Source organism: Acrocarpospora sp. B8E8 (genome assembly GCF_039871605.1).
In the GTDB taxonomy this organism is placed as follows: Bacteria; Actinomycetota; Actinomycetes; order Streptosporangiales; family Streptosporangiaceae; genus Acrocarpospora; species Acrocarpospora macrocephala.
In genome coordinates this window covers 190679-211349 of record NZ_JBDPLV010000009.1, presented here as the reverse complement: position 1 = coordinate 211349, position 20671 = coordinate 190679, and the positions used below count along the sequence as shown (strand labels likewise).

19 protein-coding genes and 1 pseudogene are annotated in these 20671 nt (G+C 69.4%); 18 read left to right on the top strand and 2 right to left on the bottom strand.

Annotated elements, in window-relative coordinates:
• The first annotated feature begins 378 nt into the window (after positions 1 to 378).
• The 5 genes from ABGB08_RS11390 (at position 379) to ABGB08_RS11370 (ending at position 5366) form a co-directional block, all read left to right on the top strand.
• A complete protein-coding gene (locus tag ABGB08_RS11390) occupies positions 379 to 897 on the top strand; it encodes a hypothetical protein (RefSeq protein WP_347589187.1) in 519 nt (172 codons plus the stop codon).
• Between the two features lie 263 nt (positions 898 to 1160).
• A complete protein-coding gene (locus ABGB08_RS11385) occupies positions 1161 to 2324 on the top strand; it encodes a glycosyltransferase (RefSeq protein ID WP_347589185.1) in 1164 nt (387 codons plus the stop codon).
• An 11-nt stretch (positions 2325 to 2335) separates the two neighbouring features.
• On the top strand, positions 2336 to 3193 hold the full coding sequence (locus tag ABGB08_RS11380) for an SGNH/GDSL hydrolase family protein (RefSeq protein ID WP_347589183.1): 858 nt from the start codon (positions 2336 to 2338) through the stop codon (positions 3191 to 3193).
• 43 nt (positions 3194 to 3236) lie between these two features.
• On the top strand, positions 3237 to 4397 hold the full coding sequence (locus ABGB08_RS11375) for a glycosyltransferase family 1 protein (protein WP_347589181.1): 1161 nt from the start codon (positions 3237 to 3239) through the stop codon (positions 4395 to 4397).
• 312 nt (positions 4398 to 4709) lie between these two features.
• Complete coding sequence (locus tag ABGB08_RS11370) at positions 4710 to 5366, top strand: VTT domain-containing protein (protein WP_347589179.1); 657 nt, start codon at positions 4710 to 4712, stop codon at positions 5364 to 5366.
• A 413-nt stretch (positions 5367 to 5779) separates the two neighbouring features.
• On the opposite strand, the gene ABGB08_RS11365 is transcribed toward ABGB08_RS11370, so the two are convergent.
• Together ABGB08_RS11365 and ABGB08_RS11360 are read right to left on the bottom strand one after the other, a co-directional pair.
• Positions 5780 to 6676: an LLM class F420-dependent oxidoreductase gene (locus ABGB08_RS11365; RefSeq protein WP_347589177.1), complete on the bottom strand. Its 897-nt coding sequence runs from the start codon at positions 6674 to 6676 to the stop codon at positions 5780 to 5782.
• A gap of 115 nt (positions 6677 to 6791) precedes the next feature.
• Positions 6792 to 7730, bottom strand: a complete 939-nt coding sequence (locus ABGB08_RS11360; protein ID WP_347589175.1) for an SDR family oxidoreductase — start codon at positions 7728 to 7730, stop codon at positions 6792 to 6794.
• A gap of 610 nt (positions 7731 to 8340) precedes the next feature.
• On the opposite strand from ABGB08_RS11360, the gene ABGB08_RS11355 reads away from it, so the two are divergent.
• The 13 genes and pseudogenes from ABGB08_RS11355 to ABGB08_RS11295 all read left to right on the top strand — a co-directional run bounded on the left by ABGB08_RS11355 (position 8341) and on the right by ABGB08_RS11295 (position 20664).
• On the top strand, positions 8341 to 8949 hold the full coding sequence (locus ABGB08_RS11355) for a (2Fe-2S)-binding protein (protein WP_347589173.1): 609 nt from the start codon (positions 8341 to 8343) through the stop codon (positions 8947 to 8949).
• The gene (locus ABGB08_RS11350; protein WP_347589171.1) at positions 8949 to 9926 is read left to right on the top strand and encodes a xanthine dehydrogenase family protein subunit M; all 978 of its coding nucleotides are present in this window, start codon (positions 8949 to 8951) and stop codon (positions 9924 to 9926) included. Before ABGB08_RS11355 ends, ABGB08_RS11350 begins: the two co-directional genes overlap by 1 nt.
• A 171-nt stretch (positions 9927 to 10097) precedes the next feature.
• Positions 10098 to 10613: a hypothetical protein gene (locus ABGB08_RS11345; protein WP_347589169.1), complete on the top strand. Its 516-nt coding sequence runs from the start codon at positions 10098 to 10100 to the stop codon at positions 10611 to 10613.
• Positions 10594 to 11061: a molybdopterin cofactor-binding domain-containing protein gene (locus ABGB08_RS11340; protein ID WP_347589167.1), complete on the top strand. Its 468-nt coding sequence runs from the start codon at positions 10594 to 10596 to the stop codon at positions 11059 to 11061. The genes ABGB08_RS11345 and ABGB08_RS11340 overlap by 20 nt, the downstream gene beginning before the upstream one ends.
• Positions 11062 to 11217: 156 nt before the next feature.
• Complete coding sequence (locus ABGB08_RS11335; protein ID WP_347589165.1) at positions 11218 to 12057, top strand: helix-turn-helix transcriptional regulator; 840 nt, start codon at positions 11218 to 11220, stop codon at positions 12055 to 12057.
• 189 nt (positions 12058 to 12246) lie between these two features.
• Positions 12247 to 13482 (top strand): hypothetical protein, encoded by a 1236-nt coding sequence (locus ABGB08_RS11330; RefSeq protein ID WP_347589163.1) that lies wholly within the window; start codon positions 12247 to 12249, stop codon positions 13480 to 13482.
• A 372-nt stretch (positions 13483 to 13854) separates the two neighbouring features.
• A pseudogene (locus ABGB08_RS11325) lies at positions 13855 to 14020 on the top strand (IS1380 family transposase); the annotation flags it as partial.
• A gap of 282 nt (positions 14021 to 14302) precedes the next feature.
• Positions 14303 to 15871, top strand: a complete 1569-nt coding sequence (locus tag ABGB08_RS11320; RefSeq protein WP_347589161.1) for a nucleoside hydrolase-like domain-containing protein — start codon at positions 14303 to 14305, stop codon at positions 15869 to 15871.
• Between the two features lie 247 nt (positions 15872 to 16118).
• Positions 16119 to 16775: a DUF998 domain-containing protein gene (locus ABGB08_RS11315; protein WP_347589159.1), complete on the top strand. Its 657-nt coding sequence runs from the start codon at positions 16119 to 16121 to the stop codon at positions 16773 to 16775.
• Positions 16772 to 17746: a hypothetical protein gene (locus tag ABGB08_RS11310; RefSeq protein WP_347589157.1), complete on the top strand. Its 975-nt coding sequence runs from the start codon at positions 16772 to 16774 to the stop codon at positions 17744 to 17746. Before ABGB08_RS11315 ends, ABGB08_RS11310 begins: the two co-directional genes overlap by 4 nt.
• On the top strand, positions 17632 to 18834 hold the full coding sequence (locus tag ABGB08_RS11305; RefSeq protein WP_347589197.1) for a glycosyltransferase: 1203 nt from the start codon (positions 17632 to 17634) through the stop codon (positions 18832 to 18834). The genes ABGB08_RS11310 and ABGB08_RS11305 overlap by 115 nt, the downstream gene beginning before the upstream one ends.
• A complete protein-coding gene (locus ABGB08_RS11300) occupies positions 18806 to 19510 on the top strand; it encodes a response regulator transcription factor (RefSeq protein WP_347589155.1) in 705 nt (234 codons plus the stop codon). Before ABGB08_RS11305 ends, ABGB08_RS11300 begins: the two co-directional genes overlap by 29 nt.
• Positions 19507 to 20664 (top strand): HAMP domain-containing sensor histidine kinase, encoded by a 1158-nt coding sequence (locus tag ABGB08_RS11295; protein WP_347589153.1) that lies wholly within the window; start codon positions 19507 to 19509, stop codon positions 20662 to 20664. The genes ABGB08_RS11300 and ABGB08_RS11295 overlap by 4 nt, the downstream gene beginning before the upstream one ends.
• The last annotated feature ends 7 nt before the right edge of the window (positions 20665 to 20671 follow it).

Sequence of the window (20671 nt, the reverse complement as noted above, 5' to 3'; positions counted from 1 at the left end):
CTACGCTGCCTGGACGCCAGCGGCCGATGGCACGAACTCTGGCCGAAGATCCACAACCAGACACGAACCGCCTGACCCGCCAGAACCAGCCGACCCTGATCGTCACCTACAAATCTGTCGTGCACCCATCGACCTACGGAATGCCGTGATCCGTCAGAGACAGCTGGTACGGTACCGGCGATCCGTGACGGGCCATCATTCTATGGCTGTGATCAACAGCAGCTGCGAAACTTCTTGAAGATCATGACCTTAGATTCGGAGCAGCCGCTGCTCCCTAGCAGGTCGAGTGCCGCAGCACGCCGTGCCGTGAACGCCCTTCGCGAATCCCCCCACGGTGATCGTCCGCTCCCTCAAGTCGGCGACCGTCGCGACGGACACGTGGAGCGTGTCTTCGTAGACGACTTCCAGCCGGTGGCGGTCATGTTCAAGACCGACAAGGAGTCCTGCGCCACCGGGCTGGACATCGCCGGTTCCTACGTCGAGATCTGCGGCCAGACCATCGAAGTCCGGCTGGCCAACGACTGGATCAAGTCCAAGAGCGACGTGAAGGCGTTCGCGGCCGTCATGCGGGCGTGGAGTGGCGTGGTCCAGGGACAGACGGGCATCGGCCGGGCGTGGTGGGCACTGCCCAACGACCGGACCGGAGAAGACATGGAGGAGCAGAATCGCCGCTTCTACCTGCAGGCCGACTGCCTGGCCGGGGTGTCCGCCAAGAGCCTGGGCCGGAAGATCAAGGACTTCAAACCGGTGATCGCCGGGATGGAGCCCCGCGAGTACGCCGGCTACAAGTGGAACGGCAAACCCGCCAACCGCCTGTACTGGATCAAGAAGGGCTACCAGGCCGGTAAGCCCGGCGCCTGCAACACGTGGACGGCGAGTTCACCGAAGGTCGCCTAGCAGCGCTTTCACGAGGGTACGGCGGACTGCCACGGCAGAAGCGGAGCCCCGGGCTCCACGCGGGGCCAAGGCCGAGACCACCACGGCTTGCATGTCGGCACTCTTTGATCAAGGCGACTCCTGCCTCATTTGTCCCCTGCCATGGCGGAATCGACGGCTTTGTTTAGAAAAGGTTGAGGATCAGGTCATACGGGGTTATCTGTCCAGGCGGCAGCCCCGTCCACCATCGGAGCAAGGTGCCCGTTCCGATGCCCGGATGGACCATGAGGATCGTAAGACTGGCCAACTTCGTCACGCCTCGCTCGGGGGGCCTCCGGACCGCCCTTGAAGAGCTGGGCGCCGGTTACACGGCCGCGGGGCACGACGTGGTCCTGGTCGTTCCAGGCGATCGTCCCGGACACCGGGAGACCCGAGCCGGGCTGGTCATCACCGTGCCTGGGCCGGTCGTGCCGGCCACCGGTGGATACCGCGTCATCACCGCCCGCCGAGCGCTCGTCCGCCTGCTCGACGATCTGAAGCCCGACCGGCTGGAGGTGTCGGACCGTACGACCCTCCGCTGGACGGGCGACTGGGCGCGCTCCCGCGGCGTCCGTTCCGCCATGGTGTCGCATGAGAGCCTTGACGGCCTGTTGCGGTTGTTCACTCCCCGTGCCGTACGCGACCCGGGCGGCCCGCCGACCCCGTTCACCCGGACCCTGGCGGACCGGCTCAACCTGGCCACCGCCCGCTCGTTCGACATGGTGATCTGCACCACCGATTGGGCGTCCGCCGAGTTCCGGCGGCTGGGTGTGCCCAACCTTGTTCGCGTGCCGCTCGGCGTCGACCTGACCCGTTTCGCCCCCAGCCGACGCGATCCGGCGCTGCGGCGAACACTGGCAGGCCCCGGCGAGCACCTGCTCGTGCACTGCAGCCGGCTCTCCGCGGAGAAACGGCCGGACCAGCCGATCCTGGCGCTGCGGGAGCTGCGCCGCCGGGGCGTGCCGGCGGTGCTCGTGGTCGCCGGGGACGGCCCCCGACGGCGCGCCCTGGAAAAGCTGGCCGGCGGGCTGCCGGTCCGGTTCCTCGGGCACGTCGCCGACCGTGACGAGGTCGCACGCCTGCTGGCCGGGGCGGATGTCGCCATCGCACCCGGGCCCGTCGAGACGTTCGGCCTCGCGGCGCTGGAGGCCCTGGCCGCCGGAACGCCCGTCGTCGTGTCCGCGCACAGCGCCCTTCCCGAGGTGATCGGTGACGGGGGGATCGCCGTCCACGGTGGTCCTGAGGCGTACGCCGACGCGATCCAGCGGCTGCTGGTCCGCGACGAGGAGGACCGTCGCACCGCGGCCCGCCGCCAGGCGACACGGTTCGGCTGGCCCTCCTCCGCGGCCGGGTTCCTGCAGGCCCACGGGTTGCCCGCGCCCCCGGTGCGCAGCGGAGATCGACAGTGACCACGACGGCGATGGCAGAGCTGACGATGACGACGACGCGACTGGTCGCGCTTGGCGATTCGGTGACCGAGGGGCTGGGCGACCCGCTGCCCGGCGGCGGCTGGCGGGGCTACGCCCGGCTGCTGGCGGACGCGCTCGGCCCTCGCGAGCAGGTGGCCTTCGAAAACCTCGCGCACAGCGGGGCGACCTGCCGGGATCTCGCCACCGGCCAGCTTCCCCGGGCCCTGTCCCTGCGGCCGACGCTGGCCGCTGTGCTGGCCGGAGTCAACGACACCCTGCGGGGCGACTTCTCGCTGCCCGCGATCGCCCACGACCTGGAGACGGTGGTGGGCGGACTGCGCCGTACGGGCGCCACCGTCCTCACCGCCCGCCTGCCCGACCCCGGCCTGATGCTCGGCGTCCCCGACCTCGTACGACGACCGCTGACCCGACGGATGCGCGCGATCAACATGATCCTCGATGGGCTGGCGGAGACGCACGGGACGGTCCACGTCGACCTGGCCGCCCACCCCGCCCTGTACGAACGCCGGATGTGGAGCGTCGACCGCCTGCATCCCAGCGTGCGCGGCCACCATCTGCTGGCCCGGCTGTTCGCCGCCGAGCTGGCCGCTCGCGGGGTCCCCGTCCGTGCGATGCCGGAGGAGGAACCATCCGGGGCGAGCGCCACGGCGTGGGCGAGCGCCCGCTGGATGGCGGTCGAGGGCACCGGCTGGGTCGTACGACGGGCGCGGGACTTCCTGCCCCGGCTCGGCGCGCTCGTCCTCAGTGAGGCCTGGCACGCCGCGCGAGGGCGGACGACCGTGCTGGACGACCGGTTCCAGGCGGAACTGGAGCCCGTCCTGCGCCGCATCTGCCTACCCCCGGCATGAGCACCCACCCTTCGCCGAACGGCGCGACCAAGGGAGACCCCGCATGAGAGTCGCCATCGTCTCCGAATCCTTTCTCCCTCAGGTCAACGGGGTGACGAACTCGGTCTGCCGGGTTCTGGAGCATCTCGCGGACCGGGGCCACCAGGCGACCGTGATCGCCCCGTGCCGTGAACCGGGCACCTACGCCGGGTTCCCCGTCCACGCCACCCCGGCATTCCAACCGCCGTTCTACCGGTCGTTCCGGGTGGGGCTGCCAAGCCGGCGGATCAGCACGGTGCTGACGGATTTCAAGCCCGACATCATCCATCTGGCCTCTCCCACGGTCGTGGGAGCGGCGGGCGTGACCGCCGCCGTCCAGCTCGGCGTCCCCGCCGTCGCCGTCTTCCAGACCGACCTGGCCGGCTTCGCCCGGCAGTACGGCGTGCGCGGGATGGACGCGATGATCTGGTCCTGGCTGCGACATATCCACACCAGGGCGGCCCGCACGCTCGCCCCCTCCACCGCGACGATGGCCGAGCTGGTCGAGCGCCGGATTCCCCGGCTGCGGCTGTGGGGCCGCGGCGTGGATCTCGACCGGTTCAACCCGGCCCACCGCTCGGAGCGGCTGCGGCGGGAGCTGGCACCGAACGGCGAGGTGATCGTCGGTTACGTCGGCCGCCTCTCTCCGGACAAGCGCGTGCACCTGCTCACCGAGCTGGCGGGCCTGCGGGGCGTCAGGCTGGTCGTCGTGGGGGACGGCCCGGCCGCGCCGGCGCTGCGCCGCCGGCTCCCCGACGCGGTGTTCTGCGGGTTACGCACCGGCGAGGACCTCTCGCGGATCCTCGCCTCGTTCGATGTGTTCGTGCACACGGGCGCCAACGAGACCTTCTGCCAGGCCGTGCAGGAAGCGCTGGCGGCTGGAGTCCCGGTCGTCGCGGCGGCCGCGGGCGGCCCGCTGGACCTCGTACGGCCGGGGCACAACGGTCTGCTCTACCCGCCGGAATCGCCCGCTCTGATGCGGGAGGCGGTGGAGCACCTGGTGGCGGATCCCGCCGCGCGATCCCGGATGAGCGCGCAAACCCGGAAGTCCGTGCTGGCCAGCACGTGGACCGCGCTCTGCGAGCGGCTCGTCGAGCACTACGAGATGGTCCTCGAAGGGGATGAGAGTCCTTCGGAGGCGCCGGCGCCGGGCCGGCTGCGGCCTCACCAGAGCCTGATGTCGTAGATCTGATGCCCAGGAGGCCCTGATCCTGTCGCGCCGCCCAGCGCGGCTCACCCACCCATGGAAAAGATGATCGGTTCTGCGGCCACTGGGCTGCGTGCCGCCACCGCGATCAACGCCGACCTGGCAGAGGCGCTCCGCTGATCGGCCGGCTTCGGTTGCGAGCGCTTGCGAAGGTGCGGCTCGTGCGGTTATCGCCGTGATCTCAGGGTCCATCTCAGGGTCCATCTCAGGGTTCTGGCCGAAGCGACGGGCGCGGGGACGCGCATATATAGGGAGCATGACCCAAACACACGCTCGTCTGCGGTGGTCGCGATGAGCGAGTTACAGGAGTTCATCGCAACGCTGTTGCTGGCGCTGGATCGGGAAAGCCCCGCCATAGTCGGGTTAACCCTGTTGTTTCTGCTCGCCATGGAAGGGACGCTGCTGGTCGGCCTGCTGGTGCCCGGCGACGCCGCGCTCCTCGTCGCCGGCATGGCGCTGCATGGCCCGTGGGAGATCGCCGGAGTGGCCGTGGCGGGGATCGTGGGGTGCTTTCTCAGCGCATCCGGGGGTTATCTGATCGGCTCCCGGTTTGGCCCGCAGCTGCGCGTGGGTCGTGTTGGCGGCTGGGTGGGGCGGGAACGCTGGGGGCGTGCCGAGCGGGCGATGGCGGACCTGGCGGTCGGCGGCACCGCTCTCGCGGTCGCCTACTTCATGCCGGTGGTGCATGCCCTGACCCCGATCTTGGCGGGCGCGTTTGGTGTCTCCTACCGGAAGTTCATGTTACGGGCCATGATCGGGGGGACTGCCTGGGTGACCAGCTACCTGATTTTGGGCTCGGTCGCCGGCGGGGTGATTCGCCGGAACCTGGATCTTGTCGTGCCGCTGGTCGCCCTGGTCGCTCTGGTCGCGGCGGCGATCCCGGTGGTGCGCCGACTACGTCGGCGGCGGCACGAGCGGCGTCAGTCGGTGGGCACACGCGGGCCCTAGGAGCGATCGAGTGCACTGACAGGGAACAGCCGATTCCCTGGCGCTTCCGGGTTCAGACCATGGCGAGGGCTTCGCGGAGTTCGGCGGCGGTGAGGCGGGGACCGAGAAATGTCGGTGCTGACCCGGCCACCCGAACCTGCGCTGACCTGCGGAAACTGGGTTATGGCCGACGACCCTCCAGATCGTGGAGGGCACGAACCAGATCCAGCGTCTGGTGACCAGCCGTGCGCTCACTAAGGATCAGTAGTGCGGTATTTCCGCTGTTCAGCGGGCTTCTATCCGATCTTTCCTCCAGCTTTGCGGTCACCTGCAAGATCGTCAATGTGATCGTGTTCGCAGGGGCGAATGCCGGTTATTTCCCGTTTATCCCCATCGATTACGCGGCCGGTGCTGACCCCCCGAGCGGTTATCGATCATGCGCCGATGGCGGCCAGGCGGGGAATGACGCGCTCTCCCAGCTGCGCGGCGAACGCGATCGGGTCCGGGGTGTTAGGCACGAGTTGCACGTGGTCGATGCCGATCGCGGCGTAGCGTTCCATCTCGGCCAGGAACGCGTCGGTGTCGGCGAGGGGGTCGGGGCCGCCGAGGATGGTCTTCTGGATGGTCGCGTAGTCGCGACCCTCGTTCTCGCAGTGTCGGGCGAGGACGTCGAGCTTGCTCTTCACGACGTCGGGTCCCATCGCGAAGATGTTGCATGCGTCGGCGTACTTGGCGACCAGCCGGAGGGTCTTCTTCTCGCCGGCGCCGCCGATGAGGATTGGGGGCGCCGGCTGCTGTAGCGGCTGGGGGACGTTGATGGTCTCGGCGAGCCGGTAGTGGGCGCCGTCGTAGGGGCCGTCGTCGTCGCTCCACATCTGCCGCACGACCTGGAGCGTCTCCTCCAGTCGTTCGAACCGGTCGGCCAGCGGCGGGAAGGGCACGCCGAGTCCTTCGTGTTCGCGGTCGTACCAGGCTGCTCCGATGCCGAGCATCGCGCGGCCTCCGGAGAGCACATCGAGGGTGGTGACGATCTTGGCCAGCAGGCCGGGATGACGGTAGGTGACGCCGGTGACCAGCAGGCCGAGCCGGAGGTTGCGGGTCTGTCCCGCGACGAAGCCGAGGCAGGTGTAGCCCTCCAGCATCGGCGCGGCGGCACCGCCGAGCTGCTCCATCTGGAAGTAGTGGTCCATGAAGGTGAACCACGCCGCGCCGGCCTCATCGGCGGTCTTGGCCGCGTCGGCGATGGTCGTCGCCAGTTGCGGTGTTCCGGCGGGGAAGGCGAAGTTCATGAAGTGGATGCCGAGTTGCATGTGTTCTTCTGTTCCTCTCATCTGCTTCTGCATGTCCCCATGCGCGGGGGACGGGACCAAGGAGCGTGAATCCATCGGACAAGACGGATCGCCGCGCGCTCTCGAGAGCGGCGGCCGGCGATCCGTTCTCTGGGGGTCAGGCGGGGAATCGCACGCCGACCAGCCCCTCGGAGACCTCCCAGAGCCTGCGGGCGTCGTCCATGCTGCGCAGCGGAGGCCACAGGTCTCGCCGGGCAGGAGCGCCGCCGAGGTTGCTCCGGCCCTTGGGGCCGTAGAACTCGCTGCCCTTCGCGTCAGGACCGGTCGCGGCCAGCAGCGCCGGCAGGGCTGCGGTCTCGACGGTGCCCACGAGGATGCCCATGCGGGAGAGCGCGCGGATCGCGCGGACCGGGCCGGTGTCCTTCGGCCGCCCCATGCCGGGCTGCGCGGCGAGCAGGTTCGTCGGAGAGACCCCGGGGTGCGACAGGTTGCTGGTGATGCCCCACCCCGCCGCGGCGCTGCGCTCGTCCAGCTCGCGGGCGAACAGGCCGACGGCGATCTTCGACTGGCTGTAGGCCTTTCTGACGTCGTAGCTGCGCTCCCAGTTCAGGTCGCCCCAGTTGATCGCGCCGCTTCGGGCAGCGATGCTCGTCTGATGCGTGACCCGGGCCTTGCCCTCACGCAGCAGCGGCAACAGCCCCAGGGTGAGGGCGTAGTGACCGAGGTGGTTGGTACCGAACTGCAGCTCGAAACCGTCCTTGGTGACCTGCTGGCTGGGCGGCGTCATCACGCCGGCGTTGTTGACGAGGATGTCGATCGGACGGCCTTCACCCACGAGCTGGTCCGCGAGGGCGGCCACCGAGTCCAGCGAGGACAGGTCAAGGGCCCGGGTGGCGATCCTCGCACCCGGGACGAGACTGCGGATGCGATCGGCGGCCTTCTCGCCCTTGGCGGGATTGCGGACCGGCGTGATCACCTCCGCCCCCGCCCCGGCCAGGCGGCGGGCGATGACGAACCCGATCCCGTCGCTCGCACCGGTGACGACAGCGAGCTTTCCGGACAGGTCGGGGATGGCGATGTCGATGTTCCGAGCCATGAATGGTCTCCTTCGTTCTGCGGCGAATCCGCCGCGGGTCGGCGTGTGAGTCCATGCTCGAACCTCGCCGTCTGCGGATTCAGGGCTGCCCTATCCACGGATCGCTGATCCGCCTCTCGGCGGCGTCGGCGCGTTCGGACGCGACGACGAATGCCACGGTGGGAGCGGCGGCGACGGCGATCCCGATCGGCCCCCCGAGTTCTTCAGGGCCTGGCGGGCGTCCCCCGCGATGCCCGCCGGCTCGTCGTCGACGGGGAGTTGTCGCGAGGGCGACGCGGCCGTTTCGTTCTTCATGTACCGCTCCTGCGATGGCTGGGCGTGAACCATCGAGATTTCCTCATCGCCGGGAGGGCATCCACGGCCTCCCGATCCGTGGATAACCGAGCCACCGCAACGCCGGAAGGGGCGGGCCGACGATCCCTCGCTGACCGCACCCACCGGTGGCAGGAACATGTTCCGGCTCACCGGGCCTGGACGACCTGAACCTGGGATCGACAGGTCCTGGTAGTCGTCGACTTCGGTGATCAGCCTGGAAGCAGCACCTGGGCCGGTCGACCGTGCCGGTGGTTCTGGTGCTGTCCTATCCGATGCCCACCCTCCGGGAGATTCGATGAACCCAGACGACGACGCGGGCAACAGCCGGTCGGCGGTGTCCCGGCGAGGCTTCTTGGGCGGGAGCGTCGCCGCGGCAGCCGCGCCGCTGCTGGCAACGGCGGTGCACGCCACCCCGGCCGAGGCCGCAGCGGACAACGATCTCGTGACGGTACGGGCCACGATCAACGGTCGTCCGGTCACGACCCAGGTCGACCCCCGGGCCACCCTGCTCGACACGCTCCGCGAAGGGCTGGAGCTCTGCGGGACGAAGAAGGGCTGTGACCGTGGGCAGTGCGGGGCGTGCACCGTGCATGTCGACGGGCGACGCGTGCTCTCCTGCCTGACGCTTGCGGCCACGGCCAACGGCCGTGAGGTCACCACGATCGAGGGTCTCGCCCAAGGCGACCGGCTCCATCCGATGCAGCAGGCCTTCATCGAACGCGACGGTTTTCAGTGTGGCTTCTGCACGCCCGGGCAGATCATGTCGGCGGTCGCCATGGTCGATGAGGGCCGCGCAAGCTCCGACGACGAGATCCGCGAACGCATGTCGGGCAACATCTGCGGGTGCAGTGCCTATCCGTTCATCGTCGACGCGATCCGAGACGCCCAGAAGGTGATGCGCTGATGCGGCCCTACGCCTATACGCAGGTTCGCTCGGTACGCCAGGCCCTCATGCACGCGGGGACGGGTACCGCCTTTCTGGCCGGCGGTACGACCCTGGTCGACCTGATGAAGCTCGAGGTGATGACCCCGGACCATGTCGTGGACATCAACCGGCTTCCGTTGCGCGGCGTCACCTTCGACCGCAACGGGCTGCACATCGGCGCGCTCGAGCGGATGAGCGACGTCGCCGCCAACCGCACCGTGCGCCAGCACTATCCGATGATTGCTGAAGCGCTGGAGCTGAGCGCATCCGCTCAGCTGCGCAACATGGCGAGCATCGGAGGCAACCTGCTGCAGCGCACCCGATGCGGCTACTTCCGTGACCTCTCGACCGCGTGCAACAAGCGGGAACCCGGCAGCGGCTGCTCGGCGCTGACCGGAGTGAACCGCATCCATGCGATTCTCGGCACCAGCGACGCCTGCGCGGCGACGCACGCCAGCGATCTGGCCGTCGCGCTGGTGGCCCTCGGCGCCGAGGTGCATCTGGCCGGGGCGCGGGACACCCGTACCGTGCTGCTTGACGAGTTCTACACACCTCCCGGCACCACGCCCCACATCGAGAACGTTCTGCAACCGCGTGAGCTCATCACCGGCATTTCCATCCCGCGCTCGACATGGGCGGCACACTCCACCTATCTGAAGATCCGCGACCGGCAGTCGTACGAGTTCGCCCTCGCCTCCGCGGCCGTCGCGCTCGAGATGGACGGCCGTACCATCCGGAACGCCAGGATCGCCGCCGGCGGGGTGGGGACCAAACCGTGGCGGCTGACGACAGTCGAACAAGCACTGAACGGCAGGCCGGCCACTGCCGACACGTTCGAGGCGGCGGTCGCCAACGCCGCGGACGGTGCCCGGCCCCTGACGCACAACGCGTTCAAACCGGCGCTCCTGCGGCGCACGCTGGTCCGGGCCCTCACCGTCCTGCAAGAACGCCGATGAACGACCAGGACGACACCGCCAGCGCGCCATTCACCACGATCCCGCCCCGTCGTCACGCACCTACTGGAGCCGCCGGGACTGCGGTGCCAGAACTGGAAGCCATCTCCAGCAGTCAGGAGTCACGATGACCGTCTCCCAGTCGGACGCGACATCGATCGCGTCGACGGCCGGTTGAAAGTCACCGGAGCCGCTCGGTACTCAGCCGACTACCAGGTCCCCGACAAGGCCTACGCCTACCTGGTCACCAGCACGATCGCGCTGGGCCGGATCCGCAGCATGGACACCGCCGCCGCGCTGGACGCTGCCGGCGTCATCGCCGTGTACAGCCCGTTCAATCCGCTGAGGCTGTATGTGCAGCCCGGCGTGGGCGAGAACTACGCACCCCTGCAAGACTTTGACGTCCGCTTCCATGGACAGGTCATCGCCATGGTCGTCGCCGAGACCTTCGAGCAGGCACGCGACGCCGCGGGCCTGGTCACCACGACCTACGACGTGCGGCCGCCGCGCACCTCGCTCACCGGCAACTCGCCCGGCGCACCGGCCGTTGGGCCGCCCGGCACGCACCCTCCTGCCTCCACGGTCCTCGCCCCCGGCGTCGAGTCGATCGACGCGGCGCTCGCAGCCAGCGACATCGTCCGTCGGTCTTCCGGGCGTCGACGCCACCGTCGTGGCCCAGCCAGGCGCTGAAGCCACCCAGTACCAGTTCCACAGCTTCGGTGCCCACTTCTGCGAGGTCAGAGTCAACCGGTTCACCGGTGAACCGCGCGTCACGCGTTTCACCACAGTCGTGGACATCGGGCGCGTCGTGAACGCCCAAGCCACCCGGAGCCAACTCGTCGGCGGCGTCATCTTCGGCATCGGTCACGCCCTGCTGGAAGACAACCCTCCCGAGCTCGACACCGGGCGATTGGCCGGCAGCAACCTGGCCGACTACCTGGTGCCCGTCAACGCCGACATCCCCGCCATCGACGTGCACTGGCTCGGCAAGCCCGACCCCGTCATCAGCGACTTCGGGGCTCGGGGTGTCGGAGAGGTCGGCACCGTCGGCTCGGCCGCCGCAGTCGGCAACGCCATCTTCAACGCCACCGGCACCCGGGTACGCGACGTTCCCATCACCCTCGACAAGCTGCTATAGACCCGCAGACCATCCAGACGTACAGAAGCCCAGGCACAGCGAACGGCGGCAACGCCCGGTCACAGTTCCGCTCGGGATGGGGGGATCGGCGGTCCGTGGCTACCGCCACCCGCAGGCGGTAGAAACGAAGCAGCACCGCGAGATGAGGGGAGTGCCATGATCGATCGCGCCGGGCTGGCGGAGTTCCTCCGGAGTCGTCGGGGGGCACTGCAACCCGAAGATGTCGGCCTTCCGCGCGGTCCCCGTCGCAGGACCGACGGGCTACGACGCGAGGAAGTCGCGTCGCTGTGCCACATGTCAACCGACTATTACTCCCGGCTCGAGCGGGAGCGCGGGCCGCAGCCGTCGAGCCAGATGCTCGGTTCGATCGCGCAGGGGCTGCACCTTTCGCTCGACGAGCGGGACCATCTGTTCCGACTCGCGGGACACAATCCGCCCGCCCGCGGCGGAGTCAGCGAGCACATCAGCCCCGGCCTGCTGCGCATTCTCGATCGCCTGAACGACACCCCTGCGGAGATCGTCACCGAGCTCGGCGAGACCTTGCGACAGACCCCGATGGGCGTCGCGCTCACCGGCGACACGACGCAGTACACCGGGCCCGCCCGCAGCGCGGGGTACCGGTGGTTCACCGATCCGGCCGTCCGACAGCTCTACGCGCCCGAGGAGCGTCCGTTCCTCACCCGCATGTACGCCTCGGGGCTGCGCGAGATCGTCACCCTCCGCGGCCCGGACTCCCGAGCCGCGGATCTTGCCGACCTGATCCTCGCCCGCAGCGAGGAGTTCCGGCGGGTGTGGGACGAGCACGAGATCGGGATACGCCCCCACGACGTCAAGCACTTCATCCACCCCGAGGTCGGCGCCTTGGAGCTGACGTGCCAGCGGCTGGTCGACCCTGGCCAGGCTCACTCGCTGCTCGTCTACACCGCCATCCCTGGCAGCGAGAGCTACGAGAAGCTGCACCTGCTGTCCGTCATCGGGACGCAGGCGCTTCGCTGAACAACTCGAACATGTAGGCACGTTCGCCGTTGTCGAGCCGGAGAACGCGCGCAAGGGTGTCCAGCACCGGTTCCCACGCATTCTTCTGAGTCTCCACATATCGGTGGGCTGCGAGGTGGGCGCGGCCCACATTGCACCGGTCAGTCGCGAGGAAGAAGGTGACATCACGATCGGCTGACGGGAGATGTGATGATTCTCAGGCGAATCGCTGCAGCCACGACCTTGGTGGCGGGCCTGCTGGTGCCGGCGTTACCCGCGGACGCCTCCGCTTCGGTGACGCTGGAGGCGAGCTACACGACCTCGCTGGAGAACGGCTGGGCGCGCGTGGAGCGCTACCGCGACAACTCCTCCGGGTTCCAGGCCGAGACTTATCCTCCCGACGGTCGGGGCGATCACACTGGTCAGACCAGGCGGTTGTTCGGCGACGTCGCCCGGCCGCATTCCTCCAGGTTCCTGCTCTACCACGCGCCCGGCTGGCAGAGCGGCACCAAGGCCACCCCGGTGCTGCTGGTCCACGGCGCCAACCAGACGGCCGACCTGGCCTGGGCCAACCCCAACGCCCGCGGGGCCTACGGCTGCGGCCAGGCCAGCTGTCCCACCACGGGGCTCATGCAGTATCTGGACGCGCGCGGCTACAAGGTCTTCGCGATCGGGTTTCCGCACGTCACGGGCGATGGCCACTACTGGGCCGAGCAGATAGCCGACGCGGTGGCCAAGATCAGGGCCAAGACCGGTGCGGCGCAGGTGGATGTGATCGGCTGGTCGAAGGGGGCCTTCAACGCGCGCATGTACGTCTCCTCGCTGCGGCAGCCGTGGGGCACGCCGTACGCGGGCGATGTCCGCAAGCTGCTGCTGGTGGGCGGGCCGAACAAGGGCTTCGACTGGGGCTACCGGCACGGCTGGACCCACGATTTCGCGATATTTCCCGAATGCGGGGGAACGTTGAACGCGCCCGCCCCGCACTCGAAGATGATCTGCTACGGCCTGTGGCGCAACCACCCCGAGCTGAGCTACGAGGGCAACGCCTACCCGGGCTCGGACGACATGCTCTACCGCTGGGACGACGTCTACCCGCTGCCCGTCACCGAGCAGGACTGGTACACCACCTACTACGGCGGCACCGGTTTCTACACCTACGGCCGCGGCATCCAGTGGGCCATCGACCGTGGCTCCCTGGTCGCCCCGCTGATCGCCGCGGGTACCCCGGCGAGCGTGGCCGTCTACCAGCTGTGCGGCAACTCTCCGGACATGGCGCTGCTGCACAATGAGCACACCGGCCCCTCCGACGGCGCGGTCTTCGTCGCCAGCTGCACCGCCCCCGACGGCATCACCACCCGAGCCGGTACGGCCACGCTCAGCCTCAACCACCTCAAACTCGGCTGGTCCGCCACCGCGATGACCCAGCTCGCCACCTGGCTCGGCTGACGGACCCGAAGGCCAACCGCGGCACCTGCCCGCGGTTGGCATCGAGCCGATCGAACAGGTCCCGATAGACGTCCGTTCGTGTCGAGAGGCCGCCTGCGGCCAGCGCACGATCGGTCGTTCGCTTGAACCGAACCCGCCGGGTGTGTCGATGAGCGCGTTCATCTCCTCCGGCAGGTTGTCGTCGCCGACGAGTCGTTGGAGGATGCCGGTCGATTCCATCGGGAACTTACCCGGCGACTCTCGGCTATCGTCCCAAGATCGTCGCGGCTGGAGACGGCAAGGGATTGGGTCTGTCAGGGCCGGTGGCCTGCTCCTGGTGGAGACACTGAGAGTGACGGGCCTCGATCAGGACATGTCACAGGCATTGGGGCGTGGCGGACTCCCCGAGCGGTGCATGATCCCGGAAAGATCGTGACGGACCTGGCGGTGGCGCTCGCGCTCGGCGGAGACTGCCTGGCTGGCATCTCGATCCCTGCGGAAGTTGTTCGGCCCCATCGCCTCCGATCCGACGGTCTCGCGGCTGGTCAAAACCCTCGCCGATGCCGCGCAGGATGATCGGCAGTTCGCGGCGGCATCCGGGGCCGGAGATCCGCGGCGCCTCTTCGATGCCATTGACAACTTTGGGGTGGCACGTTAATTTCAGGTTACTGAATAAACCACCAGGCATGAATAAAAATTCACGACTGTCCTCCGGTTTCCGTTAGCCGCCCAGATCGACGGGAACCGGAGAACGCTGCCGACTTTCCGCAGCCTTCCTCCGCTCACGAATTACAGCAAACTCATTCTCAGTAACAGCACCCTGTCAAAGAAAGACGCACAAATGAAGAAAGCCGCATCAGCGCTGCGCGCCCCCCTGAGGCGGGCGGCGATTCCCGCCCTGGCCGCCGCCGTTCTGTGCAGCCTGACACCCGCCGCTCCCGCCTCGGCGGACGGTGCCGGAAGGCCGGTCAACGACAAGCCGCGCGTCATCCTTATGCACGACCCCGAACTGGATGACCAGAACACGCTTATCCGCTACCTGCTCTACAGCAACGAGTTCAGCACCGAAGCGCTGATATATTCCAGCAGCGGCGTGCACTGGGCTGGCGACGGCAATGGCACGAAATGGTTCGTGCCGGGGCGGGAGTACACCAGGTTCGGACTGAACCTCTGCCCGTGCACTTCGTGGCGCTGGAGTCCCGGCGAACGCTTCATTCACGATGCGGTCGACATCTACCAGCAGGTGTACCCGAATCTGCGGAAGCACGCCGACGGATACCCCGACCCGCGAGAGCTGACGTCGAGAATCCTCAACGGCAACATCCAGTTCGACGGCGACATCTCCACGGATTCCCCCGGATCCGACCTGGTCAGGCGAGCGCTGCTGGACAACCGGCCCGGGCCCGTCTACCTGCTCACCGGCGCCGGCCAGAGCACGATCGCCCGGGCACTGAAGTCCATCAAGGACCAGTACGAGAACACGCCCCAGTGGCCCGCCATTTACCACAAGGTGTCGCAGAAGGCGATCATCCAGTCGTTCGGCGACCAGGACAACACCTACGCCAACTACATCAAGCCCAACTGGCCGGACATCGAGTTCCGCCAGATGTCCACCAGGATCTGGGGCTACGGCGCGCGCAATGTCGTCCGGCCCGAGGACGGCAAGTATCTGTCCTCGGCATGGACGAAAACCAACGTGTCGGATGTGGGACCGTTCGGCGCGTTCTACCGCGTCTGGGGCGACGGAAAGCAGATGGTGCCCGGCGACATCTTCGACTACTTCGGCTTCTCCGGCCTGACGACCGAGCAACTCCGGGCGATGGGATACATCGTGTGGACTCCGCCACAGGAGAAGGGATCGTGGATCTCCGAAGGAGACACATCGATCTTCATGAACCTGCTCGACAACGGACTGCGCGGCTACGTCGATGCGAGCTACGGCGGCTGGGGCGGCCGGAGCGGGCCCGACGTCGACCCCAGCGGAACCTCTTCAGCCGACTACGCCTCGACCCGTTGGTTCGGCGCGGCTCAGGAGGACTTCGCCGCCCGGATGAAGTGGACCGTCACCCCGAGATATTCCGCCGCGAACCACCGGCCCAGCGTCAAGGTGAGCGGGCAGCCAGACCGTAACGTCCGCCGGGGCCAGGTGGTCACACTCGTCGGCCACACCACGGATCCCGATCGAGACGACGTCACCAGTAAGTGGTGGCAGTACACCGACGCGGACACCTACCCCGGCACCGTCTCGCTCACCCAGAGCTCGCCCGGCCGGGACCTCGCCAAGGTACAGTTCCGCGTCCCCGACGACGCGGCACCCGGCCAGAGCATCCACCTGGTCCTGCAGAGCACGGACGACGGTTCTCCCGCCCTCACCTCCTACCAGCGTGTCGTACTGACCGTAAAGGACTGAGCACCCGATGCCCCTGGGCGGCGGAGGAAGCGTATCTCGCGACCTCCGCCGCCCGCCGGGCGTAGTACCGCCGTCGGCCTCATCCTCAGGGTGATGACGCCGATGATGAGAATCGCGGACGCGATGATGAACGAGCTGGTGGCCATGCTCACCCGCTACCTCACGGCCGGTTGACGGCGCCCGCTTCACGGAAGCTTCACGGTCGACGTCGTACGCGCCACATGATGCCCCGGTTCGCTGTCGGGGCATGGACAGCTTTCCCCTCACCCGAAAACTCGTGGTCGCGGCGCACGCCGGGCTGGCCGGGTCGCTGGTCGGCGCCGCCGCCCTGCACCTCGGCTGGGCGAAGCAGGTGGACACGGTCCGGCACGTGTTCAGCGACTACGCGCTGAACGAGGGCGCGGACCAGGTCTTCGCCGGGACCGTGGCCTGTCTCTCGATGGGGTCGACGGCGCTGGTCGCCGGACTCGCACGGTCCAGGCTGCCGGTCGGCGCGCCGGCGATCGCGCTGCTGGGCGCGTGGTGCGGCGGGCTGGCCCTCGCGGCGGTCTTCCGGACCGATCCGCCGGGCGTCCCCTCCATAGGCGGGCTGGTGCACCGGTACGCGGCGGGCGGAGCCGTGGCGGCACTCCCGGCCGCCGGACTTCTGATCGCCCGGCGGCTGGGGCAACGGCCCGGCTGGGAGACGACGGCGCGGTCACTGCGCCGTACCTCCTGGGCGAGTGTGGCGGGCTGCCTCGCTTTCATGTGCGCGCATCTGTGCGCCACGGCCCCGGCCCCGACCCCGGCGGTACAGGAGATCGGCGGCTGGCTGGGGCTGGCCGAGCGGGTCACCCTCGCCCTGGAGATGAGCCTGCTGTTCATGCTGGCCGGTGTGGTGCCGGCGAGCCGGGAGGGCAGGTGACCTGGCTCGCCATCGGCCTGGCGGTCCTGAACGCCTGCTGCTTCACGGCCGGGACCTGGCTGCAGCACAGCGCGTCGGCGGGTGGCGCGTCCTTGGCGGCCGCGGTGCGGCGGCCCCGCTGGCTGGCGGGGCTGGCGCTGCTGGCGGCGGGGGCGGTATTGCAGGTCAACGCGCTGCGGCTGGCTCCGGTGACCGTGATCGAACCGGCCGGGGTGCTCGGGATCGTGATCAGCGTGGTGTGGGCGCTGCGGGTGCGGCGCGCCCCGCTGCGGTGGGACACCGGCCGTGCGCTGGCGGCGATCCTCGTCGGGACGGGCGCCTTCGCGGTGCTCGCCGCGTTGAACACCGTCCCCCGCCCGGTCTCCACGGCGGCGCAGATTCAGGCCGGTGCGCTGGTCTTCGCCGTGGTGGCCGCCTGCCTGCTGATCGCCCATCCGCTCAGGGGCCGGGCCCGGTGCCTGGTCCTGGGCATAGGCGGGGGTACCGCCTACGGCTGCACCTCTGTGCTGATCCGGGCCGCGACGGAGCAGTTCGCCTCGTACGGCATCAGCGCGCCCCTGCTCGGCACGCTCGCCGGTCTGGCGGCGACGGTCCTGGCCGGATTCTGGCTCGTGCAGCGCGCCTACGCCGACGGTCCGCCCGAGAGCACGGTGGCGACGCTCACCGTCGTGGACCCGCTGGTCGCCGTCACCATCGGCATCGGCCTGCTCGGCGAGGCCCCCGGCCTGACCCTGCCGATCGCCGCTCTGGGGCTGGCCTTCGCCGCCGTCGCGGTCGGCGGGGTCGTCCGCCTCTCCGGCGCCGTCCTCCCCCTATCCCTTTCCGCACGACAGGAGCACTCATGTCCGGCAGTCCCATCCGGCGTATCGTCATCGGCGCCGACACCTATCCGCCCGACGTCAACGGCGCCGCGAACTTCGCCCACCGCCTGGCCACCGGACTCGCCGGCCGAGGCCACGACGTGCACGTGATCTGCCCCGCCACGGGCGCCGGTCCCGAGCGCGGCACACCCGACGGCCCGGCCGTGCACCGGCTCGCCTCCCACGGCACCCCGTTCCATCCCGCCTTCCGTGTCTGCCTGCCCTGGCAGATCCGCGGCTCGGCCGCCCGGCTGCTGGACCGGATCGCACCCGACGTCGTCCACGTGCAGTCCCACTTCGCCGTGGGCCGGACACTGATCAGTGCCGCGCGGCGCGCGGCCGTCGCGGTGGTGGCGACCAATCACTTCATGCCGGAGAACCTCGTCGGCCACACCTCCCTTCCCGACCGGCTCGCCGCCGCCGCGTGCCGGCTGGCCTGGCGCGATTTCGTACGGGTCTTCCACCGCGCCCAGATCGTCACCGCCCCCACCCCCCGCGCCGTACGGCTGATGCGCGAGCACGGCCTCGTCGGCGGCGCCGTCTTCCCGGTGTCCTGCGGCCTGGACCTGCGCCGCTTCGCACAGCCCACGGCGAAGAACCGGGGCGAGGGACTACGCGTCCTGTTCGTGGGCCGGCTGGACGCGGAGAAGAACGTGGGCGAACTCCTGCGCGCCCTGCCGCTGCTGCCCGCGCGGCTCCCGGTCACGGCCGAGATCGTGGGCGACGGCTCCCGCCGCCGTGACCTGGAGGATCTGGCCCGCGCACTCGGCGTCGCCGACCGCGTCACCTTCCACGGCCTGGTCGGCGACCAGGAGCTCCTGGACGCCTACGCCCGCTGCGACGTGTTCTGCATGCCCGGCACCGCCGAACTGCAGAGCCTGGCTACCATGGAGGCCATGGCCGCCGGAAAGCCCGTCGTCGCCGCTGACGCCACGGCGCTGCCCCATCTGGTGCACCAAGGACGCAACGGACTGCTCTTCCCGCCTGGCGACGTCCCGGCCCTGGCCGCGGCCCTCGGCTCGATCCTGGGCGACCCCGAAGGCCGGGCGCGCATGGGCGAAGCCAGCCGTGAGATCGTCGCCCGCCACGACATCGGGCTCACCCTGGACGCCTTCGAAACCCTCTATCAGGAAGCGGCCAAGCTCACGACGGCCCGTGGCAGGGAGAACCATGAGCACACAGCGCATTCTGGTCGTTGACGACGAACCCAAGATCCGGATGACGCTGCGTGGCTACCTGGAGGCGGACGGCTTCGAGGTCCTGGAGGCGGCGGACGGCCCTTCCGGTCTCGCCGCGGCCATCCGCGAGCGGCCTGACCTGATCGTGCTGGATGTGATGCTGCCCGGCCTGGACGGTTTCGAGGTGCTGCGCCGGATCCGGGTGACCCACCAGGTTCCGGTGATCCTGCTCACCGCCCGGACGGAGGAGGTGGACCGGGTCATCGGCTTCACCGCGGGCAGCGACGACTACGTCACCAAGCCGTTCAGCGCCCGTGAACTCGCCCTGCGGGCGCGGGCCATCCTGCGCCGCGCGGAAGCCCCGGCCCAGGCCGCGGCGGAACGGACGCTGCGCTTCGACGGCCTGGTCATCGACCCCGGCACGCGTACGGTCACCTGCGACGCCGGCCGTACGGTGGAGCTGTCCGCGCTCGACTTCGACCTGCTGGTGGCCCTGGCCCGCGCGCCGGGCCGGGTGTTCACCCGCCGCGGGCTGATCGAGCACGTATGGGGCCGCGACTTCTTCGGCGACGAACGCGTGGTGGACGTCCACATCCGCACGCTGCGGCGCGCGCTCGGCGACGACGCGAGCGCGCCCCGGTTCGTGGGCACGGTGCGCGCCATCGGCTACCGCTTCCTCGCCCGCCCCGCCGGATGACCCGCCCGCCCCGTCACCGGAGGAGCGCCTGGGCCGCGGTACGGCGGCTGCTGGCGCTGCCGCTGACCATCCGCCTGACGCTGTCCCACCTGACGGTCCTGGTCGTGTCGCTCCTGGTGATGAACTCCACCTCCGACATGTTCTGGCGCCAGGCGCCCGCCACCGGGCGTACCGACCTCGAAGCGCTGGTGGCCGCGCTGGTCGGCCCGGGCGAAGGAGACATCGTTTTTGAGATGGTCCTGCCCGCGCTGGCCGTCGGCATGATCGCGGCGCTCGGCCTGTCCCTCGTGTTCTCCCGGTTCCTGCTACGGCCGCTGCGCCAGGTCAGCGCGGCGACCCACCGCCTCGCCGACGGGCACTACGACGATGTCCTCAACGTCCCTCGCGAGCCGGGACTCGCCGCGCTGGTCGAGGACGTCAACCGGCTGGCCGCCGCACTCGCCGACATCGAGCGGCGCCGCGCCCGCCTGGTCTCGGAGATCGCCCACGAGATGCGCACCCCGATCACCATCCTCAACGGCCAGATCGAGGGAATGGCCGACGGCATCTTCACCCCCGACGACGCCATGTTCGCCTCCCTCACCGACGATCTCGCCCGGCTGCGGCGCCTCACGGACGACCTGTCCAACCTCTCCCGGGTCGAGGAGGGCGCGTTCACCCTGCGACACTCGCGCACCGACGTGACGGCACTGACGCGGACCACCGTCGAAAAGCTGCGTCCCCAGTTCGACGACGGCCAGGTCACGCTCGCCATGACCCCCTCCCCGCCGGTCAGGGCCCTGCTTGATTCAGGCCGCATCGCCCAGGTGCTGGTCAACCTCCTCGGCAACGCCCTGCGCGCCTGCGATCCCGGCGGCCGGGTGTCGGTCACCGTGCGCACCGGCGCCAGCCCGGCCCCGCATGTGGAGATCACCGTCCAGGACGACGGGGTCGGCATCGCCGCCCACGACCTCACCCGGATCTTCACCCGGTTCGAACGCGTCGAGCACCCCGGCCGCCCGGCCCCTGCGGGCGGCAGCGGCATCGGCCTGACCATCGCGCGCGGCATCACCCGCGCTCACGGCGGCGGCATCACGGCCACTTCCGACGGCCTGGGCCAAGGGGCGACTTTCACCGTCCGCCTGCCGCTGGCACCGCCAGGCGCCTCGGGCTGACGGGCAT